The 26,559-nt window shown below is 50.1% G+C and carries 24 protein-coding genes; 2 read left to right on the top strand and 22 right to left on the bottom strand.

Translation table 11 applies throughout. From position 1 onward, the window contains the following. Positions 1-41 precede the first annotated feature (41 nt). A complete protein-coding gene (locus tag V3851_RS11740) occupies positions 42-1,748 on the top strand; it encodes an ABC transporter substrate-binding protein (protein ID WP_331846728.1) in 1,707 nt (568 codons plus the stop codon). 322 nt (positions 1,749-2,070) lie between these two features. Here the strand turns inward: V3851_RS11740 and V3851_RS11735 are convergent, their stop codons facing one another. The 18 genes from V3851_RS11735 to V3851_RS11650 form a co-directional block, all read right to left on the bottom strand. Further along, positions 2,071-3,357 carry an adenylosuccinate synthase gene (locus V3851_RS11735; RefSeq protein ID WP_331846727.1) on the bottom strand — a complete coding sequence of 429 codons (1,287 nt, stop codon included), beginning with the start codon at positions 3,355-3,357 and terminating at the stop codon, positions 2,071-2,073. Between the two features lie 241 nt (positions 3,358-3,598). After that, positions 3,599-4,960 (bottom strand): replicative DNA helicase, encoded by a 1,362-nt coding sequence (gene dnaB, locus V3851_RS11730; protein WP_331846726.1) that lies wholly within the window; start codon positions 4,958-4,960, stop codon positions 3,599-3,601. Between the two features lies 1 nt (position 4,961). Continuing rightward, positions 4,962-5,405 carry a 50S ribosomal protein L9 gene (rplI, locus tag V3851_RS11725; RefSeq protein ID WP_331846725.1) on the bottom strand — a complete coding sequence of 148 codons (444 nt, stop codon included), beginning with the start codon at positions 5,403-5,405 and terminating at the stop codon, positions 4,962-4,964. After that, positions 5,402-7,384, bottom strand: coding sequence for a DHH family phosphoesterase (locus V3851_RS11720; RefSeq protein WP_331846724.1), 1,983 nt, complete (start codon positions 7,382-7,384; stop codon positions 5,402-5,404). The genes rplI and V3851_RS11720 overlap by 4 nt, the downstream gene beginning before the upstream one ends. A gap of 11 nt (positions 7,385-7,395) precedes the next feature. Then, positions 7,396-8,316 carry a DUF2232 domain-containing protein gene (locus V3851_RS11715; protein ID WP_331846723.1) on the bottom strand — a complete coding sequence of 307 codons (921 nt, stop codon included), beginning with the start codon at positions 8,314-8,316 and terminating at the stop codon, positions 7,396-7,398. 6 nt (positions 8,317-8,322) lie between these two features. After that, positions 8,323-8,625, bottom strand: a complete 303-nt coding sequence (locus V3851_RS11710; protein ID WP_331847050.1) for a MazG-like family protein — start codon at positions 8,623-8,625, stop codon at positions 8,323-8,325. 109 nt (positions 8,626-8,734) lie between these two features. Beyond that, on the bottom strand, positions 8,735-9,163 hold the full coding sequence (locus V3851_RS11705) for a CBS domain-containing protein (protein ID WP_331846722.1): 429 nt from the start codon (positions 9,161-9,163) through the stop codon (positions 8,735-8,737). 180 nt (positions 9,164-9,343) lie between these two features. Further along, a complete protein-coding gene (locus V3851_RS11700; RefSeq protein WP_414859304.1) occupies positions 9,344-10,417 on the bottom strand; it encodes an LCP family protein in 1,074 nt (357 codons plus the stop codon). 236 nt (positions 10,418-10,653) lie between these two features. Beyond that, the gene (locus tag V3851_RS11695; protein WP_331846720.1) at positions 10,654-11,646 is read right to left on the bottom strand and encodes an ABC transporter ATP-binding protein; all 993 of its coding nucleotides are present in this window, start codon (positions 11,644-11,646) and stop codon (positions 10,654-10,656) included. Beyond that, the gene (locus V3851_RS11690) at positions 11,643-12,632 is read right to left on the bottom strand and encodes an ABC transporter ATP-binding protein (protein ID WP_331846719.1); all 990 of its coding nucleotides are present in this window, start codon (positions 12,630-12,632) and stop codon (positions 11,643-11,645) included. The genes V3851_RS11695 and V3851_RS11690 overlap by 4 nt, the downstream gene beginning before the upstream one ends. 31 nt (positions 12,633-12,663) lie before the next feature. Then, positions 12,664-13,587 (bottom strand): oligopeptide ABC transporter permease, encoded by a 924-nt coding sequence (gene opp4C, locus V3851_RS11685; RefSeq protein ID WP_331846718.1) that lies wholly within the window; start codon positions 13,585-13,587, stop codon positions 12,664-12,666. Positions 13,588-13,598: 11 nt separating this feature from the next. Then, on the bottom strand, positions 13,599-14,561 hold the full coding sequence (locus V3851_RS11680) for an ABC transporter permease (protein ID WP_331846717.1): 963 nt from the start codon (positions 14,559-14,561) through the stop codon (positions 13,599-13,601). Positions 14,562-14,637: 76 nt separating this feature from the next. After that, the gene (locus tag V3851_RS11675; RefSeq protein WP_331846716.1) at positions 14,638-16,404 is read right to left on the bottom strand and encodes an ABC transporter substrate-binding protein; all 1,767 of its coding nucleotides are present in this window, start codon (positions 16,402-16,404) and stop codon (positions 14,638-14,640) included. Positions 16,405-17,041: 637 nt separating this feature from the next. Next, on the bottom strand, positions 17,042-17,311 hold the full coding sequence (gene rpsR, locus V3851_RS11670; protein WP_082207605.1) for a 30S ribosomal protein S18: 270 nt from the start codon (positions 17,309-17,311) through the stop codon (positions 17,042-17,044). 1,289 nt (positions 17,312-18,600) lie between these two features. Next, complete coding sequence (locus V3851_RS11665) at positions 18,601-18,948, bottom strand: hypothetical protein (RefSeq protein WP_128630790.1); 348 nt, start codon at positions 18,946-18,948, stop codon at positions 18,601-18,603. Between the two features lie 105 nt (positions 18,949-19,053). Then, positions 19,054-19,491 (bottom strand): Hsp20/alpha crystallin family protein, encoded by a 438-nt coding sequence (locus V3851_RS11660; protein WP_005836070.1) that lies wholly within the window; start codon positions 19,489-19,491, stop codon positions 19,054-19,056. Between the two features lie 175 nt (positions 19,492-19,666). After that, on the bottom strand, positions 19,667-20,710 hold the full coding sequence (locus V3851_RS11655) for an ATP-binding protein (RefSeq protein ID WP_005836072.1): 1,044 nt from the start codon (positions 20,708-20,710) through the stop codon (positions 19,667-19,669). Positions 20,711-20,822: 112 nt separating this feature from the next. Further along, positions 20,823-21,449, bottom strand: a complete 627-nt coding sequence (locus tag V3851_RS11650) for an ATP-binding protein (protein WP_246061400.1) — start codon at positions 21,447-21,449, stop codon at positions 20,823-20,825. Between the two features lie 147 nt (positions 21,450-21,596). On the opposite strand from V3851_RS11650, the gene V3851_RS11645 reads away from it, so the two are divergent. Beyond that, entirely contained in the window at positions 21,597-23,012 is a 1,416-nt protein-coding gene (locus tag V3851_RS11645; RefSeq protein WP_414859299.1) for an IS1182 family transposase, read from the top strand. Between the two features lie 114 nt (positions 23,013-23,126). Here V3851_RS11645 and dpsA read toward each other — a convergent pair whose 3' ends face one another. The 4 genes from dpsA to V3851_RS11625 all read right to left on the bottom strand — a co-directional run bounded on the left by dpsA (position 23,127) and on the right by V3851_RS11625 (position 26,375). Further along, entirely contained in the window at positions 23,127-24,053 is a 927-nt protein-coding gene (gene dpsA, locus V3851_RS11640) for a dipicolinate synthase subunit DpsA (RefSeq protein ID WP_128630792.1), read from the bottom strand. A 36-nt stretch (positions 24,054-24,089) separates the two neighbouring features. Then, on the bottom strand, positions 24,090-24,404 hold the full coding sequence (locus V3851_RS11635; RefSeq protein ID WP_021624005.1) for a YunC family protein: 315 nt from the start codon (positions 24,402-24,404) through the stop codon (positions 24,090-24,092). A gap of 167 nt (positions 24,405-24,571) precedes the next feature. Beyond that, positions 24,572-26,089 (bottom strand): phospholipase D-like domain-containing protein, encoded by a 1,518-nt coding sequence (locus V3851_RS11630; RefSeq protein ID WP_331846715.1) that lies wholly within the window; start codon positions 26,087-26,089, stop codon positions 24,572-24,574. A gap of 79 nt (positions 26,090-26,168) precedes the next feature. After that, positions 26,169-26,375 (bottom strand): DUF1657 domain-containing protein, encoded by a 207-nt coding sequence (locus V3851_RS11625; RefSeq protein WP_029197844.1) that lies wholly within the window; start codon positions 26,373-26,375, stop codon positions 26,169-26,171. Positions 26,376-26,559: the final 184 nt, after the last annotated feature.

Genomic DNA, 26,559 nt, shown 5'->3' with positions numbered 1-26,559 from the left:
ATAATCTGGAAAATTTCTTATTTTATCGGGGAGGTCCGGATATGAAGCTGCGCCGCCAGTTCCTGCAATTGCATTCACGGTATGGTACCAGTAAAACCGAGACGACCATCGAGGCAACCTTGGGTGAAATCGCCGCCGTACTCGGATGTACGCACCGCAGCGCGTTGACGATTATTCATAAAATGGAGGCCTGCGGGTGGATCGCATGGACTTCGCACCGCGGACGCGGCGCACGCTCTTCCTTGCGCTTTCTGGTGCAGCCGGAAGAGATCGCTGCCGAGTCCGTGATGCAGGCCATTCATCGGAAAGACGTGCGGCAGGCCATCGAGGATATCCGAAAGCACGGCGGCTCGTCGTCGCTGCCGGATCGCCTCCAGGGCTGGCTGCTGACCTATTTCGGGCATCACACTGAAGTCCGCCGCAACCGGCAGATCGATACCCTGCGCCTGCCGGTCAGGGAGCAGATTCATACGGCCGATCCGCTGCATATGAATTTGCTCGCCGAGACGTTCATCGCCGGCCATGTTTTCGACGGCTTGACCCGCAGGGCGAACCAGTCGGGCGAAATCATGCCGGGGATCGCCCATGCCTGGGAAACGGATGAAACCCGCAAAGTATGGACCTTCTTCCTGCGCAAAGGCGTTTTGTTTCACAACGGCAATCTGTTGACCGCCGAAGATGTCGTGTTTACGTTCGACAGGCTGGCCCGAAGCACGCACCGAACGCTGTACAGCTCGATCTTCAAGCGGATCGACCGGGTGGAGGCATTGAACCCGACGACGGTCCGTATGGTGCTGACCGAGCCGTGCGAGCTGTTTCTTGCCTCCCTGTCGACCACCCGGGCCTCCATCCTTCCCCGGAACTTCGATTCGCGCGGCGAGAAGCTGTTCGGTACCCGGCCGGTCGGCACCGGCCCGTTCCGAGTGGCGGAGATGTCCGACAATATGTGTGTTTTGGAGGCATTTCCCCACTATTATCAGGGCCAGGCCCACTTGGACCGGGTTGAAATCGTTCATGTCCCCTGGGACATCTCCGGAGGGCAAGGCAATGACGGCGACGACCCTTGGTCGCCGTTCCATCTGATTCATAACCCTTCGGATGCCCGGGAAGGGGCGTGGACGCAGATGCACTCCCAGGTGTTCGTGCGCAAATTCGTCACCTGCAATGCGCGGCCCGACGGACCGCTCAGCGACCCGTCAGCCCGGGCCGGGGTGCTTGCCGCCCTGCGGGGTGAAGATCTCGGCAAGCCCGGGGACGGCGAGTCTCCCCCGCCCGCTCCGATGCGGCTGCGGATCGCAACCATCGCGCCATACCGGCGCGATGCGGAGCGCGTCGCCGAACAGCTGAACGCGGCCGGTTACGTCTGCGAGGTGCTGTCCGCCTCGGCGGAGGCATTTAAAGCCGACGACATCCGCCTCGAGTCCGATCTCATCGTATTTTCGCTCGTCCGCGATCGGGACGAGCAGCTGCGCCTGTTCGATCTCTATCAGACCATTTCGAAGCATGTCGAGCCCCATACTCGAACCGATATGGAGCGGCTGCTTCGCGGCATCGCCCGCGAGCCGGACCCGGCGGCGAGAGACGGGCTGTTCGCCGATATCGAATCCATGCTGATCCGCGAGCACGAGCTTCATATTTTGTATGAAAAACCGGTGCAAACCGCCGTACTTCCCACAGTCCGGGGAGTAACGTTCAATAGCCAGGGCTGGGTCGACCTGCGGAATATTTGGTTCCCGCCGAAGCTTTAGCGGCCCGGACCAGCCCGGAGATAGCGGCATTTTAGGGCATTATTTCGCTCTAAACAGCCCCCGGAAGCAAAATAAGGGCATTTTGGATCGCTATTTTACAAATTTGAGCGAAAGTCGGCTGCTTCTTAGCCAAATTTAGCAAAATAAGACCTTCTTGGGCCCTTATTTCCCCCCGATCCGGGGCTTATCGCCAAAATAACGGTCAAAAAGGCCGCTATTTCCCCTGAAACACAAAAAAGCCGTCCAAAGGACAGCTCTTGCTTGTTACATGCCCGAGCCCAACCTCTGGACGGCTTACATTCAGCCAATCGCTTATTTTATTTTATTCGTAAATCGGCAGCACTTGGTTCGTTTGGCTGCGGTTGCGGCCGACCGAGAAGATCGCGATCGGGATGCCCGTCAGCTCGGATACGCGCTTCACGTAGTTGCGCGTCGCCTCCGGCAAATCCTCCAGCGTCTTGGCGCCGCTGATGTCCTCGGACCAGCCCGGCAGCTCCTCGTATACCGCTTCGCATTCGGCGAGCATTTTCAGGCTGGCCGGATAGTGCGTGATCACTTCGCCCCGGTATTTGTAGCCGGTGCAGATTTTCACCGTCTTCAGCCCGGTGAGTACGTCCAGCGAGTTCAGCGACAAGCCGGTGATTCCGCTGACGCGGCGGGCATGGCGAACCACGACGCTGTCGAACCAGCCGACGCGGCGCGGACGTCCCGTTACCGTGCCGTATTCATGGCCGGTTTCGCGGATGAAATCGCCGATCTCGTCGTTCAGCTCGGTCGGAAACGGTCCGTCGCCGACACGGGTCGTGTAGGACTTCGCCACCCCGATGACCTGGTCGATCTTCGACGGTCCGACACCGGAACCGATGCAGACGCCGCCCGCCGAAGGGTTGGAGGACGTCACGAACGGATACGTGCCTTGGTCAATGTCCAGCATGACGCCTTGGGCGCCTTCGAACAGCACTTTTTTCTTCGCGTCGATCGCATCGTTCAATACGACCGAAGTATCCGTCACGTAATGACGGATTACTTCCGCATATTCCAGATACTGCTTCAGGATTTCTTCCACATCCAGCGGCTCCGCGCCGTACACTTGCTGGATGATATGGTTTTTCTCCTGCATCAGATGACGCAGCTTGAGCTCGAATTCTTCCGCATCCATCAGATCCGCGATCCGGATGCCGCTGCGCGCCGCTTTATCCATATAAGCCGGACCGATCCCCTTGCGGGTCGTCCCGATCTTGTTCGGCCCCTTGCGGTCTTCCTCCAGCGCGTCCAGCACCATGTGATAAGGCATGATGACATGCGCACGGTCGCTGATGACCAGATTGTCCGTGCTGAAGCCATTTTCATGAATATAATTAATCTCTTCAATCAGCGCGGCCGGATTGACGACCATGCCGTTGCCGATGACACATTTCTTATCCGCATAAAACACGCCCGATGGGATCAGGCTGAGTTTGTACTTTTTGCCATCGATGAGAATGGTGTGGCCGGCATTGTTGCCGCCTTGATAACGGGCCACCACATCTGCGCTCTCCGCCAGATAATCCGTGATTTTACCTTTACCTTCGTCTCCCCACTGGGTTCCCACAACGACTACCGTTGACATGTACATTCCCCCGCCCGGTGCCTACCCGCACCTGTATTTGAACAAATTACAGACCTTACAGACTCTCACAACACATCCATTTACCGCTTGAAAGCAGCAATATCAGTTTACCAGTCTCCATTTTCAAAGTCAAATAAAAAACGAACAATCACACAGAAGCCCGTATGATTGTTCGGAAATATAGAATGATTGCTCTGGCTATGATGCGGAGTAATAGCTGTTTTCCCATCAAAAATCATTATTACCCGGCAAAAGCATCCATATGCGCCCGCTCGTAATTGGCGAATTTATTGAAATTCTTCAAGAAGACCAATTCGACGGTGCCCACCGGACCGTTCCGCTGCTTGGCGATAATGATTTCGATGATGTTCTTCTTCTCCGTCTCCTGATTGTAGTAATCATCACGGTAGAGAAAGGCTACGATGTCGGCGTCCTGTTCAATCGAACCGGATTCCCGCAGGTCCGACATCATCGGACGCTTGTCCTGCCGCTGCTCGACGCCCCGGCTAAGCTGGGACAGGGCGATGACGGGAACTTCCAGCTCCCGCGCGATCTGCTTCAGCGTCCGGGAGATTTCCGAGACCTCCTGCTGCCGGTTCTCGCCCGGCTTGCCGCGGCCTTGAATCAGCTGCAGGTAATCGATGAGAATCATGCCGAGCCCCTTCTCTTTCTTCAGCCGCCGGCATTTCGCCCGGATATCGGCCACCGTGATCCCCGGCGTATCGTCGATATAAATCTCGGCCTCCGACAAGGCGGCAATGCCCATCGTCAGCTTGGACCAATCATCGTCGCTCTTGAAGTCGCCCGTACGCATGACCCCTGCGTCGAGATTCGCCTCGGCGCAGATCATCCGCTGCACCAGCTGGGGCGCGGACATTTCCAAGCTGAAGATCGCGACCGTCTCTTTAGCGCGAACGGCGACATTTTGCGCGATGTTGAGCGCAAACGCCGTTTTACCGACGGAAGGCCGGGCCGCGACGATGATGAGGTCGCTGCGCTGAAAGCCGGACGTCATCTTGTCGAGGTCGACGAAGCCGGACGGAATCCCGGTCGTGTTGCCGCGGTTCTGATGGAGCGTCTCGACGCGGTCGAACACCTCCATCAGCACGTCGCGGATCGCGATAAAGCCGCTCCCCGAGCGGCGGTTGGAGATCTCCAGGATGCGCCGCTCCGCGTCGCTCAGCATGTCGGCGACATCTTCCCCGCCGGAGTAGCCGTCGCTCACGATCTGCGTCGCCGTCCGGATCAGCCGGCGCAGCATCGATTTCTCTTCGATGATACGCGCATAGTAATCTACATTCGCCGCCGTCGGCACGGCATGGGCCAATTTGGCCAAATAGCTGACGCCGCCGCAATCCTCAAGCTCGCCCCGGTCCTGCAAACGGGAGGTCAGCGTCACCAAATCGATCGGCTGTCCTTCCTCGCCCAGCTGCACCATCGCTTCATAGATCATCTGATGAGGCTTATCATAGAAATCCTCGGTGCGGACCCGCTCCATCGCCGTAATGAGCGCCTCGGACTGGAGCAGGATGGCGCCGAGCACCGCCTGCTCCGCTTCGAGGTTCTGCGGGGGAATCCGGTCGTAAAAAGGATCGGCGCTCATGTTACTCCTCCGTAACCTGAACTTTAAGCGCCGATTTCACTTCGGGATGAAGCTTAACCGGCACTTGGGTAACGCCCAGCGTACGGATCGGATCATGCATTTCGATTTTGCGCTTGTCGATCTTCACACCGGCCTTCTCCAGCGCCTCGGCCACCTGCTTGCTCGTAATCGCGCCGAACAAACGGCCGCCTTCTCCGGCTTTCGCCTTGAGCGTGACGGTCATTTCCTCGAGCTTCTTGCCGAGCGCGACGGCGTCTTCCTTTTCCTTCTCCTTGCGTTTCACCTCGGCTGCCGTTTGATGCTCCAGCGTTTTGACGTTTCCTTCCGTCGCCGGACGAACCAGCCCGCGCGGCATTAGAAAATTCTGTGCGTATCCTTCCGAAACCTCTTTGATCTCGCCTTTTTTCCCCTGGCCCTTAACATCCTTCAAAAAGATTACCTTCATTCGAATAACCCCTCTTCCTTCTCTATTTCATCCAGTACATCCAGCAGCTTCTGCTCCGCCTCCGCCTGGGTTCCTTCCAACTGTACCGCCGCATTCGTCAGATGGCCGCCGCCGCCGAGGCGCTCCATGACCACCTGAACGTTCATGCTGCCCAGAGACCGGGCGCTGATGCCGATCAGGCCGTCCGGCCGTTCGCTGATGACGAAGGAAGCCAGCACGTCCGTCATATTCAACAGCGTATCGGCCACCTGGGCGATCAGCAGCTGCGGAATTTTGTGGTTCGGCTCCGTCACCGCAAGCGCAATATTCCCGTGAATCATACGGGCATGCTTGATGATGTCCGCCTTGGCCATATATTCCTGCAGGTCTTCCTTGAGCAACTGCTGCACCATCGCCGTGTCCGCCCCAACCCGGCGGAGGAAGGCGGCCGCTTCGAACGTCCGCGACCCCGTATGGAGCGCGAAATGCTTCGTATCGACCGTGATTCCCGCCAGCAGGGTCGTCGCTTCCAGCGGGCTGAGCTCGACCTTCTCGTGAATGTATTGCAAGAGCTCGGTCACAAGCTCGCAGGCCGAGGAGGCGTAAGGCTCGAGATAGACGAGCACCGCGTCGTTGATGAACTCCTCGCTGCGGCGGTGGTGATCCACCACCACTACCCGCCGGGCGGCCTCCACCAGCCGCGGCTCCATCGTAATCGACGCCTTGTGGGTGTCGACGACGACGAGCAGCGTATGCGCGGTCATCATGCCGAGCGCCTGCTCCGGCGAAATGAATCGGCGCGCCAGCGCCTCTTCCTTGTCGACACGCTCCATCAGGTGCTCGATTCCCTGGTTTGGGCCATCGAGCACGATATGCGCCTCGACTTTGTACATATCGGCCGCCTTCATCACGCCGATGGAGGCGCCGATCACGTCAAAGTCGGGCAGCCGATGGCCCATGATGATGACGCGGTCGCTCTCCTGCATCAAATCGCGCAGGGCATGCGCGATGACGCGGGCACGGACGCGCGTCCGCTTCTCTACGGCGCCGGTCTTGCCGCCGTAGAACGACAGCCGCTGACCGGCCTTCACCGCGGCCTGGTCGCCCCCGCGCCCGAGCGCCATGTCCAGACTCGACTGGGCGAGCTCGCCCAGCTCGCTGAAGCGCTCGGTGCCGAAGGCGAGGCCGATGCTCAGCGTCATCGGCACCTTGAGGTCCGCGGTCATCTCGCGGACCTCGTCCAGAATGACGAACCGGCTTTGCTCCAGTTCGTTCAGCGATTTCTGATTCAGCATCATCAGATACCGCTCGGAGGACAAGCGCCGCAGATAGATGCGGTGCTGCTTCGCCCATTCCGTGATCGCCGACGCCACCCGGGCGACCAGCGCGGTTCGCTGCTGGTCGTCCATTCCCGCCGCGGCTTCGTCCAGATTGTCCAGCAGTACGATGCCGAGCGCGACCCGCTCGTTCTCGTAACGTTCGCGAAGCTGCGCCAGCTCGGTGATATCGCGGATGTAAATCATCCGCTCGTCATGGTCGATCGTCAGCTCGTAGAACCGCTCATTCGCCACGACTTCCACCGTGGACCTGCCGGCCCTGCTGTCCTTCTTGTCTTTGGACGGCTGCGGCAGCGGCGGCAGTAGTTCGGACAGCGGCATGCCTACCACCGATTCCTTGTCGTACATCCCGCCCACAAAGCGGTTATGCCACTCGACGACCCGGTCCTCGCTGTACAGCAAAATCCCGAAGGGCAGACGTCCGACGGCCTCCCCTTCGACGCGCTTGATCCGGTACGTCAAATCGGTCACGTACTTGACAAGATCGCGCCGGAAACGACGTTCCGCCTGAATCATCATATAAGCCAGCGCACAGACCAGGCATAAGCCGATCAGGCCGAGGATCCAGTTATAGAAGGAGACGAAAATGATAAGCACGAGCTGAAGCATGAACATCCATACGGTCTGATAGCCGTACCAGCGCTTTTGCAGTAAACTAGGCATGCCTTATCACCCTATCGTCTTGGTCTTGTAAGCTTCTCACGCAGCGGAAATGCGATATCGAATACGCCGACAATCCACAGCAGCGGAAAAAACAACAGCGCCACGACAAGCAGCACCGGGATCGCCGGATTCCATTTCCGGTGGTAAGCCGCGAAAAAGAACAGACTTGCCGACTGTATCATAAACAAAAACTGCAGCAGCGGTATCAAATTGAGCAAAATCGTGCCGAGAAAGCCATTCGTTGCGGTAGCCCCCGTAAATAATTGCACGATCAGGCCGATTAAGTAGTACCAAATCAGCGCTCGCGGCAGGCGCCAGTCGCGAAACGGCGGAAGTTTGGGGACAATATGTCCCATGCTTCCGAGCGTCGGGCGGGCGATCGCATGGGCGATCGTCGCGAACACGAACGAGCACATGATGATGGTGAACGGAATAAACCGTACCGTCATGCTGGATAGCTGCTCGCTAAGCTCCGGCGTCCAAACGACACCGCCGGCGAACGGGCTTTCCGCGACATTTTGGAGCGGAGCCGTCGCTGTATTGAGCATATCCTCTATAGTCGCGGTCAAATTGAAATCAAAAAATACCGTGCCGATCAAAAGCAACAGCAGAAAAAGAACCGTGATCGAACCTGCTCCCGTGAGAATCGTCCGGAGCGCGGATACCCTTTTCTTGTATAGATGTCCCATTACTACGGCAGGAATCAGAAAATACGCGGCCTCAAGCAAAAAGGCCGGCCCAAAGATCAAAGCGCTAATGATCCAAACCGGCGCGATATGAAGCACAAAGGCCTTGGTTGATAAAGTCGTGTACAGCACAACGCCCGGCACAATCAGGAAGAAGGCCGTGACGACGGTAAGCGGAGTGGCAAGTGACAACAGGAGCAGCAAGTAAACGACGCTCCAGGCCACCGATGTCCAGCGTAGCTTCAAATAGGTTCACCTCTTACGCATATGTTCTTCCAATGTAGAAATATCCTGATACCAATCCTCGAGCTGGTGCCCGTCCTGTTTATGTTTTTTTAACTTATCCAAGATGGCCTCATCCAAATCCCGATACGAAATACCCAGTCTGCGTCCCAGGATGTAACTGCTTACGATCAGGCTGGCGATACTGTCCGTTATCCGTGTCGTGCTGCCTTCCCATAATGCTTTGAATAAACGGGATACATGATCGACGACCTCGGTCTTTAGCCACTCGATCACTTTAGCGCGTTTCGCTATATCCATTTCTCTTTGCATGGCCGACAGCTTCAACCCTCCTACGAAAAAACTTTATTCTACATTATAGCATAAAGCAAGCAGGGTAAGGGACGCAAACGGGGTGCCGTCCAAGTTTTGACAACGGGATTCACTGCTTCGGCAGCGAAGGGTCCCGGGTTACAAATTTCTCGCAGTATTCAATGATTTGGCTGCGGCGGACAATGCCGATAAACCGCCCCATATCATCCACCACCGGCACGAAATTTTGCATCTTGGCTAGGTTGATCAGATCTTCCATATCGGCGTCAATCGACACCGGCTTAATCTCCATCTTCAGCGGGACATCCCGCAGGTGGAATTTTGAAGCGGTCTCAAAAGTAACCTTGCCCTCGGAATTTTTCATATACCAGAGCAGATCGCCCTCCGTCACCGTTCCGACATAAACTCCACCCTTGCCGAGAATCGGTACCGCCGTATAACGGTGGAATTCCATTCGCTCCAGCGTCTGCCGCAATGTGGAATCCTCGGTAACGGTCACGACATCATTTTTCGGCAGTAAAAAAAACGCGATATTCATGGAAAATGAATCCTCCTCTTTCCTAATCGGCCTTCCGTCCTTCATCCTTTTATACGTTATAACTAACTCTTTGTTTCCGCCATTCGCGCGAAATCGGCAGCCGGTAAACCGGACTGCCGAAGTAATTCAAGTAAGGATATAAATGCAGTTTGCAAAATAATTATTAGTACGATTTAGCCCCTAATTGCTCCGTTCAAGAGATTCCGTTTGGGCTTCGGCCTCCGTACCGGCTTCGGCTTTATCCTTGTCATCCGGCATCAGCAGCTTCTCGGGCGTCGTATCCGGATCGCTCCAGCTTGCGATCATCTCCTTGGCGAACTCGAGATCCTCTTCATCGGCCGCATCGTAGTATATGCCGTCCTTGCGGAACCCTTCCCCCATAATGGTAAAGCCGCTAATGGATGGGGGATTCCCCAGCAGAATCTTTTTCGAAAGATCGATGATGTAGCTTGGCGTCATATCGGTTTTGAAATTTTCGCCGAGCATATCCATCAAATCGGGAATCTTGGACACCTGATCCAGCTGCATCACCCGGTTTACGATCGCATTCAAAAATACTTGATGACGCTTCGTCCGGTTAAAATCGCTGTCCTCGCGGTAGCGGACGAAATTCAAAGCTTCCTGACCGTCATACAACGGTTTCCCCGCCTTGATCGTGAATTTCTCATGATCCTTTTGCTTGTTGACGATGTCCTTCGTAATCGGAAGTTCAATCCCGCCAAGCGCGTCGACCACTTGCCGCAGGCCTTCGAAATTGATGGCCGCATAGTAATCGATCGGATTTTCCAGCAGGTTCTCCACGGTATCTTTGGCCATTTTTTCGCCGCCGAACGCATAAGCGTGGTTGATCTTGTCTTCTTTATCTTTGCCGACGATTTCCGTATAAGTGTCCCGCGGAATCGAAACGAGCAGCACCCTGGACTCCTCCGGCCGGACTACCGCATAAATCATCGTATCCGAGCGGGCCGGCTCATTCCCCCGCTGGTCAACGCCGAGCAGCAGCGCCGTGAAGGGCTCCATTTTCTCCTGTTTGACGACAGACACGGGCTTCGGCTCTTCGCCTTCCAGCGGAGCATAGGATTTCTCCAGCTTCTGCTCTACCTGTCCGGACAGGAACAGGTCAAATGCCATAACGGCAAGCGGTTTACGGAAGGCATATCCCCCCGCCCCGAGAATCACCAGCACGATCGCGACGATAAGTACCTTCTTCCATCGTTCTACCTTTTTCTTTACCCTTTTATCTCTATGTTTCATCATATGCCTCCATCCGGGTAGATTATTTCATATTATAAATACCAAGACTTAAAGACTAATTAAAATCCCCATCGTTTCGTACTATACCATAATGACGAATTTCGGTACAACAAAGTTACCCCTCCGGAGGCACGGGGTTTCATTGTAAATCCTCTAATTTATAGAAAAAGTATACGCTGCTGCAAATAAGAAAAGCCCTCAAGAAATAGAGGGCGGGATGACTGGATTTCGTATATTTACGATTTTCTGCTTAAAGTGCCCTTCACCAACGGAAAGTGGCAGGCTACAAAATGATTACCCCCCATATTCCGGTACTCCGGGATTTGCTGCTTGCAGATGTCCGAAGCAATAGGGCAACGGGTATGAAATTTACAGCCGGACGGCGGGTTTGCCGGACTTGGAATATCCCCTTGCAATACGATGCGTTCCCGTTTCAAGGAGGGGTCCGGAATCGGGATCGCCGACATCAAGGCTTTGGTGTATGGATGCAACGGATTTCTAAACAGTTCCTCCTTGTCCGCCATTTCCACCATCGAACCGAGATACATTACGCCTACCCGGTTGCACAAATGCTCAACCACACTCAAATCGTGCGATATAAATAAATAGGTAATTTGTTTGTCGCGGCGCAAATCGCTCAGCAAATTAATGATTTGTGCCTGAATCGAAACATCCAGCGCCGAGACCGGTTCGTCGGCAACAATAAAATCCGGTTCCATGATCAGAGCCCGGGCGATCCCTATGCGCTGCCGCTGACCTCCCGAGAATTCGTGCGGATAACGGTCATAATGATAACTGGCCAGTCCGCAGATCTGCATCGTCTCCAAAACGCGTCTTTTTACTTCCTGCCGGTCCGTCAGTCCATGATCAAACAAGGCTTCTCCGATCGCGTCCCCTACTTTAATCCGTGGATTGAGTGAGCTGAAAGGATCCTGGAATACGATCTGCATCTTGGGCCGCAAACGGCGAAGCTCCTCTTTGGACAATCCGAATAGCTCTTGGCCACGGTAAGTTACCCGGCCGCTTGTCTTATCATTAAGACGCAGCAGCGTCCGGCCAATCGTGCTTTTGCCGCATCCCGATTCGCCTACGAGACCAAAGGATTCGCCCCGTTCTATATGAAACGATACGTCGTCGACAGCCTTGACGTATCCTACTGTCCGTTGAAACACACCGCCTGTAATAGGAAAATACTTCTTCAGTCCCTCCACTTCGATCAACGCACTCATAGAGCTTCCCTCACTTCCTCATAAAGCCAGCAAGCCGTTTTATGCAATTTATCGCCGTGAGCGCGGAACGGTGGCTGCTGCCGTTGACAAATGTCCATACAAAACTCGCAGCGATCATGGAAATGACAATTGTCCCCCAATTCAATCGGGTTTGGCACCTGGCCGGGAATCGAGTACAACCGTTCCTGATTTAACCCAAGAATAGGTTTTGCTTTTAGTAAACCTTTCGTGTACGGATGCTGCGGGTCCTGGAACAATTCCAATACCGGAGCCTCTTCAATGACCTTTCCGGCGTACATGACAACGACATAATCCGCCATTTCGGCGATGACGCCCAAATCGTGAGTGATCAGCATAATAGCGGTACCGAGCTTCTGTTTGATTCCCCGCATCAAATCAAGAATTTGCGCTTGAATAGTGACATCCAACGCCGTTGTAGGCTCATCGGCGATAAGCAGTTTCGGATTGCAGCTTAAAGCGATTGCGATCATAATCCGCTGCCGCATCCCCCCGCTAAGCTCATGCGGATAAGCTTCAAAAATTTGCTCCGCCCGCGGAATTCCTACCAATTCGATTAACTCGATTGCCCTCTTTCTCGCTTCTTTGCGATCCATCAACATATGCATGATGAGCGGCTCGGTGAGTTGATCCCCAATCTTTAAAACCGGATTCAGGGACGACATAGGTTCTTGGAAGACCATAGATATTTCTTTCCCGCGGATACGGGCCATTTCCCGTTTACTCAGCTTAAGTATGTCTTTGTCTTCATAAAATATCTCGCCGCCCGCAATCACGCCGTGCGGCCCTTCCACCAAGCGCATTAATGACATTGCCGTTACACTTTTACCGCAGCCGGATTCTCCTACGACCCCGACCGTCTCCCCTTCGCGGATCGAGAAACTGACTTTATCGACGGCCTTTACAACACCTGCCGAAGTGTGAAAATGGGTCTCCAAATTACGAAACTGCACAAGATCTTTAGCCATATTCGCATCTCCTTATTCTGCGCTCCAAGTGTTATCTCTTCATCTTGGGATCAAGAGCGTCGCGGAGCCCGTCCCCGATAAGATTAATCGCCACGGCCGTGATCAAAATGCACATTCCCGGCGGAATCCACAGCCAAGGCCGTTTGCGGAAATCAATCAGATTGTTGGCATCGGCGATCAGATTCCCCCACGATGGCGTCGGCGGAACGACTCCGAGCCCGAGAAAGCTCATGGAGGACTCGTACAAAATGGAGCTGGCGACGCTTAAAGTCGCCGTTACGATAATAATCGGAATCGTATTCGGCAGCAGGTGACGGAATATTTTCCGCCAGTCTTTTAAGCCCAATGCCTCCGTGGCCAACATAAATTCCTGTTCCCTGAGCGTCAATATCTGCCCGCGCACCAGCCTGGCCAGCGTCGTCCAGCTCAATATCCCGATAATCAGCATTAGTAAATAAATTCTGGAAGCAGGAGGAACCTTCAGATCGGACATAACAGCGCCGAGAATAATCAATATCGGCAGGGTAGGCAAAGACATAAAGATATCTGCCACTCTCATAATAATACTGTCGACACTTCTGCGATAAAAACCCGCCAATGCACCCAGAGTTCCGCCTATAATCACCGTAATGAATGTCGCGACAAGCCCGACGAGCAGAGAGATCCGGCCGGCAAGCATTACGCGCAAGAGGATATCGCGCCCGAGTTTGTCGGTTCCGAACCAATGCTTGGCGGATGGCGGCAAATTCTTATCGACCAAGGAGTAATCGTACAGGTTATATGGCGAAAAAACAGGGCCAATAAAGCATATTAGAAACATCAGCACCAGAATGACCAAACCGCCTAAGGCCAATTTGTTCCGGCCGAACCTTTTCACCGCCAATCGCCAAGGTGATTCCGATGCCATGGCCGATACAGGCGTGTTTTTTTGCATTGTAGCAATTTCAGTGGCCATTCAATCTCCCCCTACTTCAAGCGAATTCGCGGATCAGCCAAACCGTACAGGACATCCGAGAGCAGATTTCCCAGCAAAGTAAGCACGGCCAATAGCATGGTAAATCCGAGCATAAACGGATAGTCCCGCAAATTGATGGCATTTAAATAAATATGGCCAACACCGGGCCAAACAAAGATTTGCTCGGTTATCATCGCCCCGCTGAATAAAGCAGGCAATTCAAAGCCAAGCAAAGTTATTGCCGGAATCATGGCATTACGCAAAGCGTGTTTGAAAATGACCGTCCGCTCCTTCAAACCCTTGGCGCGGGCCGTCCTTATGTAATCCTGACGAATAACCTCAAGCATGCTGGTCCGGAAATAGCGGGTCAAGCTTCCTGTACTTAACATAGTCAGTACCATGACCGGGAGAATACCGTGTCTCAGCACATCGACGATATAATCCCATCCCAACGCTTTCGAACCGGCGGTTACCATGCCGCCGACCGGAAGCCAGCCCAAGATTAAGGCAAAAATCCGAATTAAAAGTAGTCCTAGGAAAAATGAAGGCAAAGACATACATATAAAGACAATGAGCGTAATAATTTTGTCAAAGAATGAATACTGAAATTTCGCCGAAAAAACCCCCGTAAACACAGCGATGGTCCAACTTAAGATCAAACTTGCAAACGCGATGATAAAAGAATTCCAAACGTAATCATTTACAACTTCCATCACCGGCTTTTTATGCTGAAATGACTCCCCCATATTCCCCAGCATCATATTTTTGACCCAAGTGAAATACCGCAAATACTCGGGCTGGTCCAAACCGTAAATCGCTCTCAGCTCATCCGCCCTTTCTTGCGTCATGTTGGGATTGTTTAAAGAGGTGATATAATCGCCGGGGACCATAGCGGAAATCGCGAAGACAATAATCGTAATGCCGATTAGCGTGGGGATCATTTGCAGCAATCTTCGGGCAATATATGTTTTCATTCCTCTTCCCCCTGGGTAAGAATGCGGGTGTACCCGCGGAAATTCCGGGCACACCCGCTTGTTTATGTTGCTTGTGTTACTGCTCCATTTGCACTTGGTACAGGCTGTATGAGAAGTATTTATACGGGGAGAAGTCAAAACCGTTCAGACGTCCGTTGACGGCTATCATGTTCTTTCTTTGATACATCAGGATCAACGGTACGTCCTTGTTCATTTCCTGGTACATTTCTTTGTAGATTTGTTTGCGTTCTTCCAAATCCAATGTCTTCCGGCCTTTGGCCATCAGTTCATCCACTTTGGGATTGGAATATCCGTAATCGTTCTGTGCGCCGTCCGTTATAAATACCGTATTATCCGGGTCAGGCGTCAAGGACCAGGCGGCAAAGTACATATCGAAATCTCCGGTTGTAGATTTATCCATAATTGCGTTGAAATCGAGCGTTTCCGCAACAAGCTCTATTCCCAATTCTTTATAGTTCTGCGTCATGATCGGCAGGAGCGCATCGACAACGGGATTGTCTGCCGTCGCCGAGAAGTTGATCTTGAACTTCTCCCCGTTTTTCTCGCGGATTCCGTCACTGCCTACTGTCCATCCCGCTTCGTCCAACAGCTGTTTGGCTTTTTCCAGGTCAAAATCATAAGTCTCGATATTCTCGTCCGTATAAGCCCACGATACCGTTGACTCCGGAATGTTAATGACATCGGCATAAGGTCCATAGATGCCCGCTACAATATCTGCGCGGTTCAAGCCGTATACTAGCGCTTGGCGTACTTTAACATCCTTAAACTTCTCTAATCTATGATTAAAAGCGATATATCCGTAACCATTGTTCGGAAGCAGATTAATATCTACAAATCCCATTTCTTTCAGGGCTTCGACAATATCCTCCGTGACGGTAAAGCCTTCATCCATGTCGGTTTCGCCCTGTTGCAGCATAGGCAGATTTGTCGTTTCGGTCGTCGTCTTGAAAATTACATTCTTCACTTCCGGCGCGCCGCGGAAATAATTCTCATTCGCTTCAAACACCACTTCCTGGCCGGGGCTGTATTTGGTCAACTTGTATTGGCCGCTTCCGAGCGGCTTGTCGTTGAGTGTCTTCACGCCGTCGAGATTCCCTTGTGTGTACTTAGGACCATAATAATGCTCCGGCAAAATATAAATTTCCCCGAGATCTACGGGTGTAAGCGCCGAGTATTCCGTAATAGAAACCTCAACGGTGTTGTCATCGATAATTTTGACGCCGGAAATTTCATTGGCTTTTCCCTCGTGGTATTCCTTGGCGCCGACAATGTTAGCGCTCATCGGATCCGATTGCCCGTCATAACTGGCATCCAGCAACAATTTCAGCGTAAAATAGTAATCTTTAACGGTCAGCGGCGTACCGTCGGTAAAAGTAACTCCCGGCTTCAAATGATAGGTGTATTTCAATCCGTCTTCCGATACGTCAACCTTTTCGGCCAGGCTGTTCTGGAAGGTACCGTCGGAAGCTACTTCGACAAACGAATCGAATAATGCATAGCAAACATAGGCATCATAAACTGTTTCTCTAAATATAGGGTTAAATACCCCCTTAGGATCGCCCATACCTATAATCATTGTATCCGTACGGTTTAAAGCAGCCTGCGGATTAAGCGACATATCGGCCGCTTCAATCACGCCTTCCGTTGAAGTTGACTCAGGAGCAGTGGTGTTCTCTGTTGTCGGCTCCCCCGTATTGGTATTATTCCCCGTATTGTTCGTTGTTGCCGGCTCGGCGGTATTTCCTCCACCCCCCGAGCAAGCGCTCAGCGCTAGTGTGAACACTAACATTAAAGTCAAAAACCCCCACCACGTTTTTCTCATGTTTTCTCCTCCTCAATCATCTCCATAAAATTGTCCCTAGTGCAGATTCTGGAAGTAGAATGCAAACCATTGCCGTGCCTTTATTCATGGTGTTTATTATGTAGTTGTGAGAACACTTAAGCATGTTTGCATTTGGTGTTGTTTGGATCTATTTATATATCCCCCCTTAAAATCCGCCATTATATAGGCATGATATTAATTCCTAAATGAAATTATTATGATCTGACCGAGGTGCCTTTGGTTAGGGTTGAATGTAAATCGTGGTGATTTGTAGACAGTGACTTAAACTCGTTCTTGAGGAAAATAAAGCTGCAGAATGGATTACGATAAAGATATAAAGCAGCAAAGCGTTGATATAGACCAGTGGTTAATAAGGTATTATACGAAGTCTTTGAAATGAAATGGGTAAATTCCCCAACTGATTATTGTAAATAATACATGTTAATTAATCTTACGTCAATATCTTTTTAAATGATTCTATACCTGCTTTCCAGGTGACATGAACCGTCAGATTTCAGAAAAATTTTCTTTATTTTCTTATTACTCCCAAAATTCTTTACATAGAATATATACCTATAGAAATCGAAAACATGCAAAAAAGCCGAATCCAAATGGATTCGGCCTTCCGGTTCAAGAATTACTCCGTAGTGTACGGAAGCAGTGCGATTTGACGGGAGCGTTTGATCGCTACGGTCAAAAGGCGTTGGTATTTCGCGCTTGTGCCGGTTACACGACGAGGCAAAATTTTGCCGCGTTCGCTGATGAATTTCTTCAGCAGCTCGGTATCTTTATAGTCAATGTGAGTAATTTTGTTCACAGTGAAGTAGCACACTTTACGACGTTTGTTGCGGCCGCCGCGGCGAGCCGGTCTCTTGTCGTCTCCGCCTTCTCTTTGTTTGAAGCTCATGCTTTTCAGTCCTTTCCGTAATTAAAATGGCAATATTGAAGAACGTACACTGTGTAATTCCCCGATACCCCTTGTTCTAATTGAGTTTTTATTGATTACACACACGTCGCTGTGTAAATCGTGAATTCACTTTTCTTAAATTACCACAAATACATCTAAAAATCAAATGTTTAATCGGGCCACGTTCCGCCTCGATAATTGTACGTACTTATACAACCTCCTCGGTGTATATACTAATGGTGGGGTACAGTCCCCTCCTTGCATTTAGAGCAAATAGGCTACCACGATTGTTAGTTATGGTAGTCTATTTGTCTCTCCAGAACTAAACAGGCAGAAATTTAAACGTTCCCAGACGAAAGATGTATATGTAATTTTTGTACTAAGCCCTCGTTGTCCTGTTATTTTTCATACTATACGCTAACTTTCCGTAGACGGTTTCCTGTTTTTCATCCTCTCCTTCAGCGATACTTTAATGCGATAAAAGCTGTCGGCGCCAGCGCCTTGGTAGCCTGTACGAGAAGTGATACAGCGACTCTAATGGTATCCTTCGCATATGCGGGTGGCGGCATCGGTTAGTTCGTCGTCGGTATGAGCGGCCGACAGAGAAAAGTGGACTGCGCGCCGTCCCGGCGGGCAAGCCGGTTATCAATCATACCACGCCCTGGCCAAAGAAGGCTTTGAACACGTCGCAAAAAATACGAATTAGCCGCGAGATGAAGGACGAAGTGTACAATCTGCTTTTTCCTAGCACCAAAATCCCTAATCAGATAGGCGAAAAAAATCCCCCGCCTATGAAGGCAGGATCCTCATTCAATTTACTCTGGACATTTGGAAAAATTCGCTGAACCATATCGCTAAATTCCTTCGAAAAATCCGCTAAACGGGTCTTCCTTGCTCAACATCCCTCACGTATCGGTTCACGTGTTCCACAAAATCGGGGTTCGTGGTACATACACATTTTTAATGGTCAGATCCTCGCCTCTTGCTGGGCAATTCGGCATGGTTCAACAATTCAAGTTTCACGGGAGTGAAATTCCTTTTTGCAACCAGAAAAGCGATGGACAAATGTCCGCCGCTAAAAGCTTACCCTGTTTTCTTTGCAAATAGTCGCAAATGCCGCGCAAGAGGCAGCATGCCGAACGTGACTTGCACCTCTGCCTCGCCCAGCGCCTTCAGCATCCCGGGCAAACCAGCGCGCCTTGGCTTGGATGGTTTTGGGGTATACGCATCGTCAAGTGAAAAAACGACCGCCTTCTTTTTAAAGAATACGATCGTTTTCACTTGCTGTTTTATTGATATTGCCGTGGCTGCAAATTCTGATTCTGCCAGCTCTGAGCCGTTGGCCAGCCCGCACTCTGCAAGCCGGGTTGTTGTTGCGCTGTTTGTTGAAGCTGAGAACAAATTTGCATCGCCTGCTGCATCTGCTGTATGGCAGTTTGATGTCCTTGCAGAACAAATTGAATGGTTTGAACCGCTTGACGTTCTTTCTGGGCCAGCTGATCCAGTTGGGCGGCGTTTTGCTGCTCCTGTTGCAACATTTGCTGATACATGTTGCTCGATTGCTGCGTTTGCTGGATCAACTGTTGAATAATCTGCGCGCATTGGCTTGCTTGCTGTGAAAGGTTTTGTTGATACACGATCATTGACCTCCTTCAATATGGTAGGACTTCGTCCCCCAAAGGTTATTTTGTGCAAGCGCCCATTTTTCATGTAACGCCTATATTGTGATCTCACACTTCATTTTAATGAAACTGCACATCAATTTGCCGTTGGGTATCGGCTTTTAATTTCGGCATTCGAACTTCAAGGACACCGCTGCGATACGTTGCTGTCGTTCCTTCCGTTTGAACGCGTGATGGCAAAGACACCGACCGTTGGAATCGTCCGACAAACCGTTCTTTGCGGTGTATTTGTTCCTGTTTCACTTCATTCGCTTGCTTTATGGTCCCACTAATTGTAAGCATGTTTTCATCCACATCGATATGAAGGTCTTCTTTTTTATCCAAACCAGGGATTTCACAAGAAGCAATCACTTCATGTTCATTCTCAAATACATCAATACGAGGGGTTGCAAATCCTAGACGCGCGCCGATTTCCGGAAGACCTTCGTTAAAAATTTTTTCCAAATCCCTTCTCCATAGATCGGTATTGCGAAACGAATCCCAAGGAATGAGCGGCATGTAATTTCCTCCATTGTCATCATTTTTTCAAGCTTTATTTTGTACTCTTCGGGAAATATTATTCTTTGCTACCCTGCATTGTTGAATTGAAATATGCTTTTTTGGGTCGCGACTCCCGGCAAGAGCCCCTGAAAAAATTGTTGAGAGTTTGTTTACCGCAATGTTACCGACACATTTAAACTGTTCCCTTAAATGCGGGTAATTGAACAATAACGTTTGTGCCTAGATCAGAGCTATCGATTTTCAAAGAGCCTCCCATTTTTTCGATCATAACTTGACTAAAACTGAGCCCAAATCCAATGGCGTCCTGTTTACTTGTAATAAACGGTAGGATGATTCGGGACTGCAGATCTTCTGGAATTCCTGCTCCTTGATCGCGAACAATGATGTGGATGTGATTATCCGTAATGTTAATTCGGAGCGTTAAGACAGAACCTGGGGGACTTGCATCTAATGCATTGTTAATGATTTCTTGCAGCGCCGCTCGCAGCAACTTGGGGTGTCCAAACACAAAACCGTTTTGCTCCGGAAATTCCAGAGCGAAACGTACTGTTTTCTCCAATGCTTGGACCTGTATATCTGGAATCCATTCTTGCATAAATGAAAGAAGAGAAATAGGAACAAATTTCCATTCGAAAGGTTTTCCAAAGAGCAAAAATCGCTGCAACGCTTTGTCGATCGTCTGAATTTGCTCATCAAGCAGTTTAAAGTATCCGGCCAATTTCTGATGAGGTGGAGATGCCGCGAATTGTAAAACGGAAACATGATCCTTCAAACTTTTTTCCAGAAGTTGAAGCGTCCCTTTGATTACCGTTAAAGGATTTAGAATGATATTGGCTGTGCCCGCCGCCATATGCACAATGGTTTCCCTTCTTTCTTTCTCGCATTGTATTTTCACGTACTGTTGAAAATCTTGGATATCGGCCATCAGAACAAAACATTCCCCTTTTAGCTGCGGGTATACATAGGTGATCATGGATCGTACTTTGCCATCTAACCTCTCTTGCACGAGTACTCCCGAGTAATTCTTTTTATCCTGCAGTACTTGCCCCACGATCGATTGTAATGCCGAGTGTTCAGGGAATTCTTCTCCGGAGGTTACTGTGTACCAGGTATTCATGGTTGTATTTAAAAATAAAATTTTGGCTTCTGAATCGACGATAGCCAGTCCAATATCCATTTGATCTGAATTCATGAGGAACTCTACGATTTGCCTCATCACCATTAACTTCCTTCCCGGCCACTTATCGTGTGCAGAACTACAGTAAAAAAGCCAGCTAATTTCTCGTCACGAAGTGGAACCCGATTTCTAAGATTATACCTATAAGCCGTTACAGAGCGATGGGAAAGGATACGGTAAAAGTTGTACCTTCGCCAACCTCGCTTGCAACCTCAATATTCGCATTGTGATACTCTGCAATCTGATAACAAATGGATAGCCCGAGACCTGTCCCTGTCTCTTTCTGTGTAAAAAAAGGTTGTCCGATCTTTTGCAACAATTCTTGCGGAATTCCAACCCCGTTATCCCTTATGCTTACTTTAACCCATTCATCGCATCGCATTTGTTCGATCCAGACGGTTCCTCCTTCAGGCATCGCTTCAATGGAATTCTTAATCAAATTAATAAATAACTGTTTGATTTTATTTCCATCGCACCGGATCTGCACGGATTCCTTGGTTGGATGAAAGTGAATTTCAACATTATGTAAAGTGGCCTGCGTCTGAAGCAGCACAACGATATCCTGAATCAGCTCGGAAAGATCATGCCGCGTCAAGTTCATCTCTTGCGGTTTGGCTAAGGCCAGCAGTTCATTTACAATAAGTTCGATACGAGTTAATTCATCCTTCATAATATCGTAGTACTTACTTCCATTTTCGTTGCCGGCGCTTAACAATTGCAGAAATCCTTTCAGCGCGGTAAGCGGGTTTCGAATTTCATGCGCAATTCCCGCGGCCATTTGACCCGCTATGGATAATTTGTCTGCCTGATACAGACTGTCGACAAAGTACCTTTCGACAGTTTCTTTTTAATCAAAAACTTCATCCATTCACCGCGTTAATATGATATAATAGTATTAATCACTGATGAATGGGAGTGCTTGCAATTGCTGCGGAAAACAGGCTATGAAGGACGTACACAAATATCCTTGGTCTCTCTGGAGGAGTTGGTTCCGGGAGAGCATCTTGTTCGTCAAATTGAAAATGCAATTGACTTTAATTTCATTTACGATCTCGTTCGTGACACTTACAGCGAAGATACCGGTCGTCCTAGCATCGATCCTGTCGTTCTCATCAAGATCGCTCTTATTCAGTGTATCTTTGGCATCCGCTCGATCCGTCAGACGATCAAAGAAATCGAAACCAACATTGCTTATCGTTGGTTCCTCGGCTATGACTTTAGCCAGCCCATTCCTCACTTCTCGACGCTGGGTAAAAACTATGTCCGCCGTTTCCGGGATACAGGGCTCTTTGAATCGATCTTCGCCCGGGTTTTAGAAGAAGCCGTGAAGCATGGATTTGTGCACCCTGATGTGCTTTTCATCGATGCCACTCACGTGAAAGCTAATGCGAACAGAAACAAATACGTGAAAGAGCTAGTCCAAGAACAAAGCAAAAAGTTTCAAGATCTGCTGGATGATGAGATTAATCAGGACCGTATTGCGCATGGAAAGAAGCCTCTGGAAAAAAAGTCGGAAGTCTCCATGAAGGAGGTGAAGACCAGCGCCACTGATCCAGAGAGCGGGTTGTTTGTAAAAGGGGAAAAAGAACGGGTATTTGCCTACAGCTTCCATACCGCGTGTGATCGGAGTGGGTTTGTACTGGGCGTCAAGGTAACTCCAGGCAACGTTCACGACAGTCAAATGTTTGAGGATCTACTAGGCGAGGTGGCCCGGAACCTCTCGACTCCAAGGGCGGTTGCCGCGGATGCAGGATACAAGACACCCTACATTTGCAGGACGCTGCTCAAAGAAGGAATTCGCCCGGTTATGCCCTACACCCGGCCCCATACGAAAGATGGCTTTTTCCGAAAGTATGAGTATGTGTATGATGAATATTATGACTGCTACATTTGCCCGGCGAACGCTGTACTGTCTTACGAAACAACCAACCGCGACGGGTATAAAATGTATCGGTCCGATCCGAGCATTTGTCAGAACTGCCCACTTCGAGATCGGTGCACAGAGAGCAAGGATGCTGTAAAGCGGATCAGCCGGCACATCTGGGCTGAATACGTAGAGGAAGCTGAGCACCTCCGACATACGGAAGGAAGCAAACAGCTTTACCAAAAGCGAAAAGAAACAATAGAACGAGTATTTGCGGATTTGAAAGAAAAGCATGGCATGCGTTGGACGACCTTACGAGGACTTAAGAAGGTGACGATGCAGGCGATGCTTGTTTTCACTGCTATGAACCTGAAAAAAATGGCGACCTGGCTTTGGAAGTCAGGTCGCCGGATAAATAGAACGCACGCTCTTTTTCAATATGTGCTTCAAATTCACAAAAACTCCCATTGCTTTTGAATCAGCAAGGGAGTTTGTCTTCACTCTGAGAGGCCGGCAAAGTGCCGGCCTCTCAGATCAAGTATAAACAAGTAATGACGCCTCCAAAGGATTCGTTTTACAGTGTTCGCTATCTCATATCCCGGAAGGACAAGCAAGTATATCCATTTGCTCTCGATTTTGACTCCGTTCGTCCTGGATCAATTGACATAACGTTCTCGCCAATATACGTCCAGCCGTTCTTGGGGCGACCAATCCCGGTAAACTTGGTGCCAACAAGGCCTTGATTCCACGTTTTTCGGCAAAACGAAAATCGGTCCCACCTGGTTTGGAAGCCAAATCAATAATAATAGCGTGATGCGGAATACGGGTCAACACACGAGAAGTAAGGATTTGCTCCGGAACCGTGTTAAAAATAATATCCACATTTACGCCTTCATCGTACAAATCTTTCGTATAAAACGGCTCAATCCCCATCTCCCATGCACGTGCAAACTGCTCCGGTTTCAGAACCCCCGCTTTGACGTGTGCTCCCAGGCGGTGAAGCATGCCGGCTAACGTAAGACCGATTCTCCCCAAACCCAGCACCATACAACGCGAACCATGTATGGTAATGTCCGTATGTTGAATGGCCATCAATAAGGCGCCTTCCGCAGTGGGAATGGAATTGTATATGGCAACATCGTCCCTGCTGAATAATTCAATCAGATCTATTCCTAGTTCTACGCAAAGGTTCCTCAAGTAAGACTTGGCTATGCCAGTACAGACTTTTGCGTGTTTCGGCAAGGAAGACATATATTCCTTGTTCAGCAATAACGTTTCAGATGAAAATGAAGACTCTACTCTGCCATGGTCGTCTGTACCGACAACCGGTAATATCAATACATCAGCATTGCGAAGCACCTCCCTCGTAAGCTTGGAATGCTGAACTTCAAGAAGTTGTTCGTGCAAATCTTCATAACCGATTACCACAACATTTGCATCCAGGTCTGTGAATGACCGAATGATTTCAAGATGTCGGGCATCGCCTCCAAGGAAAACAATATGCAGACCCGTTAACAAAAAATCCCCCTACTTTCCTTAAGTATGGATTTAAAATTAACTAACCTCGTTTACCATCTTTAAAAGCGCATCTGCTCCTTTCATCCCAGGGCAAATTCCGCGTAATTCCGCCTCTGTGGTCACCATATCGAGTGGGGCATCCAGCAATTGCTCTATTGTTCGTACCCCGGTTGCGCGTCCTGCCACAATGCGGCGATCGTTTAATTTCTCATTTAACAAACGAATATCAAGCGCTCCGCACATGATATATCCGTGATCGGTTGTGATGGCCAGAAGTGTTGTTTTGGGCAGGGCGACCTCGATACTTATAACCTGATGACCTTCAACTTCAATCGGTTTCATCATGATCATCTATGATGCAGCTCCTTTTTTTCTACACTATATGCCGGGCGTGATATTTGCACCATAGACTGTTGCCCAAATTCGATATTACTTGTATTCGTTGGAGGCGCCTTCTCCCCTTTCGCCATATACATGTGTAATTGGACTTCGATTCAATTCCATGTAATTTTTGAGATTTATAACAAAGGAGATAACAAACGCGCTGCTTGATCAAGCATGCGCTCGGAAGAGGTACGATGCATATGATCTTCCAAACGATATGGAGTAGCCTCGGCGAGATCCCGTTCGAATTGTTCCGTAAGCTCCCGGGCCACATCAGAATGATACATCACTGCACACACTTCGTAGTTTAAACGGTAACTACGGAGATCGTAGTTGGAAGAACCCACTTCGGCAATCTCGCCATCGATAATCATGACTTTCGCGTGCAGCACCCCTTTGTTGTACTGAAACACATCGATCCCTGCTTCCACGAGTTCGCCATAATACGTACGGCTTGCAGCTCCTGCAACTTTAGGAATCACTTGGCGCGGCACCAGTAATCTCACTCGAACGCCACGCGCCGCGGCTGTTTTGATGGCCATCATGATATCCGCATCGGGTATAAAATAAGGGTTGGTCACGTCGATGGTTCGGGTCGCCTGCGTCAGGCAGATGAAATGCATTTCCCGAATGACCGGAGTAGGCAGCCCGGGATTGCCTTCGAATATCTGTATATAGACGTTATGCGAATCCTTGGATGGGGAAGCTTTTCCCATGTGGGTGCCTTCCATCGTTCCCAGCTCCGATCCCCATTCCCATCCGTATCCGGATCGTTCTGTTTTGCCGGATGGAAATGGATGAATGGCTTTATCGTCTGAAAGTTGAGCCGATTCAGGGATAAATTTTGCCTTTCTCGTTGAATGGAGCATGTCCGGTGACGCCATTTTCCAGTGAGCCTCAAAAACGGCTTTCACATCATCCGCTGTTTCGCCGGTTAACCGCATATGAGTGTCGCGCCAAAAACCGACATCCGGCTTCATTCCGGTATACTCGTCCCCAACGTTGATTCCTCCCATGAAGGCTTCCTTTCCGTCGACGATGACGATCTTGCAATGATCCCGGTATGTCAAGTTGGATAGTACCCAGGGGAATCGCAAGGGAAAGATGGTCCTGCATTCAATGCCTGCTTCCATCATCCGGCGAACCGTATGTTTGGGAAATGACCGGCTTCCCCAGCCATCCCTTATAAAACGAATGTTCACACCGGATAAAGCCCGGTCAATCAGCACATCTGTGATACGTTTACCGATATGGTCATTCCGGTATATGTAATATTCCAGATCGATTGTCTTTTGTGCGGCCTGAATTGATTGAAGGAGTTTTCCGTAGGTTTCCATTCCGTTCGTGAGGATTTGGACGTAACTGGTTCGAAGGCCACTGACAGACAAAGGTTGCAAAGCCCGAGCGATAACAAAAGCGGAGTCACCACATGCTGGAGGCAACGCTATCGGGTTATTGTGCGAAGAAACGAGCTTGTCCCGCCGCATTTGCACAGGATTCGTGACGAACAGGTAACAAACGAATCCGATAATCGGTAATACAAGTCCGACTGATATCCAAGTCAACGCTTTGGCGGGGCGGCGCACCTCCCGAACCGCAATAATGATCAATAGTGCCGTATTTACTAGCCATAATCCTGCTATCCATGCCAAGAAAATCAGCCTCCCAATCCAGTCATCTACGAGGGAATAAAGGGACAGCCATGCCGAGAAGAGATCGGCATGGCCTTTTTTAGAAACCTTTATACTGCGGTTCTTCCTGTTCAATTTGTTGTAACCGTGGAGTGACCTGGTCAATAATGTTTTGTGTCTGTTGCGCTGCATTTGTGAACGTGGTTTTGGCCTGCTGGTTTTGTGTATTTAACGCAAACTGTTCAAAGCTGGCCTGCGCGCTTTTTAATGAAGCTACAGCTGTTTTCACTTGAGAAGCTACCGTCATGTTGATCACCTCCTGAAATGGCATCCGTATGTAATATGTCAACCCGTCAGAAAAATAATGAATGGTAAAATTTGATGATTGGCTATTGTCAGGGGTTAGAGTCTTCCTGAAAAGACTTACCGCAATCTATGCCCTTCTTGGCAATGCTTGAAGCCAGCAAGTACAGCCCAACATAGATAGGAAA

The organism is Paenibacillus haidiansis, from assembly GCF_036553665.1.
GTDB lineage: Bacteria > Bacillota > Bacilli > Paenibacillales > Paenibacillaceae > Fontibacillus > Fontibacillus haidiansis.
This window is presented reverse-complemented; position numbering and strand designations above follow the sequence as displayed.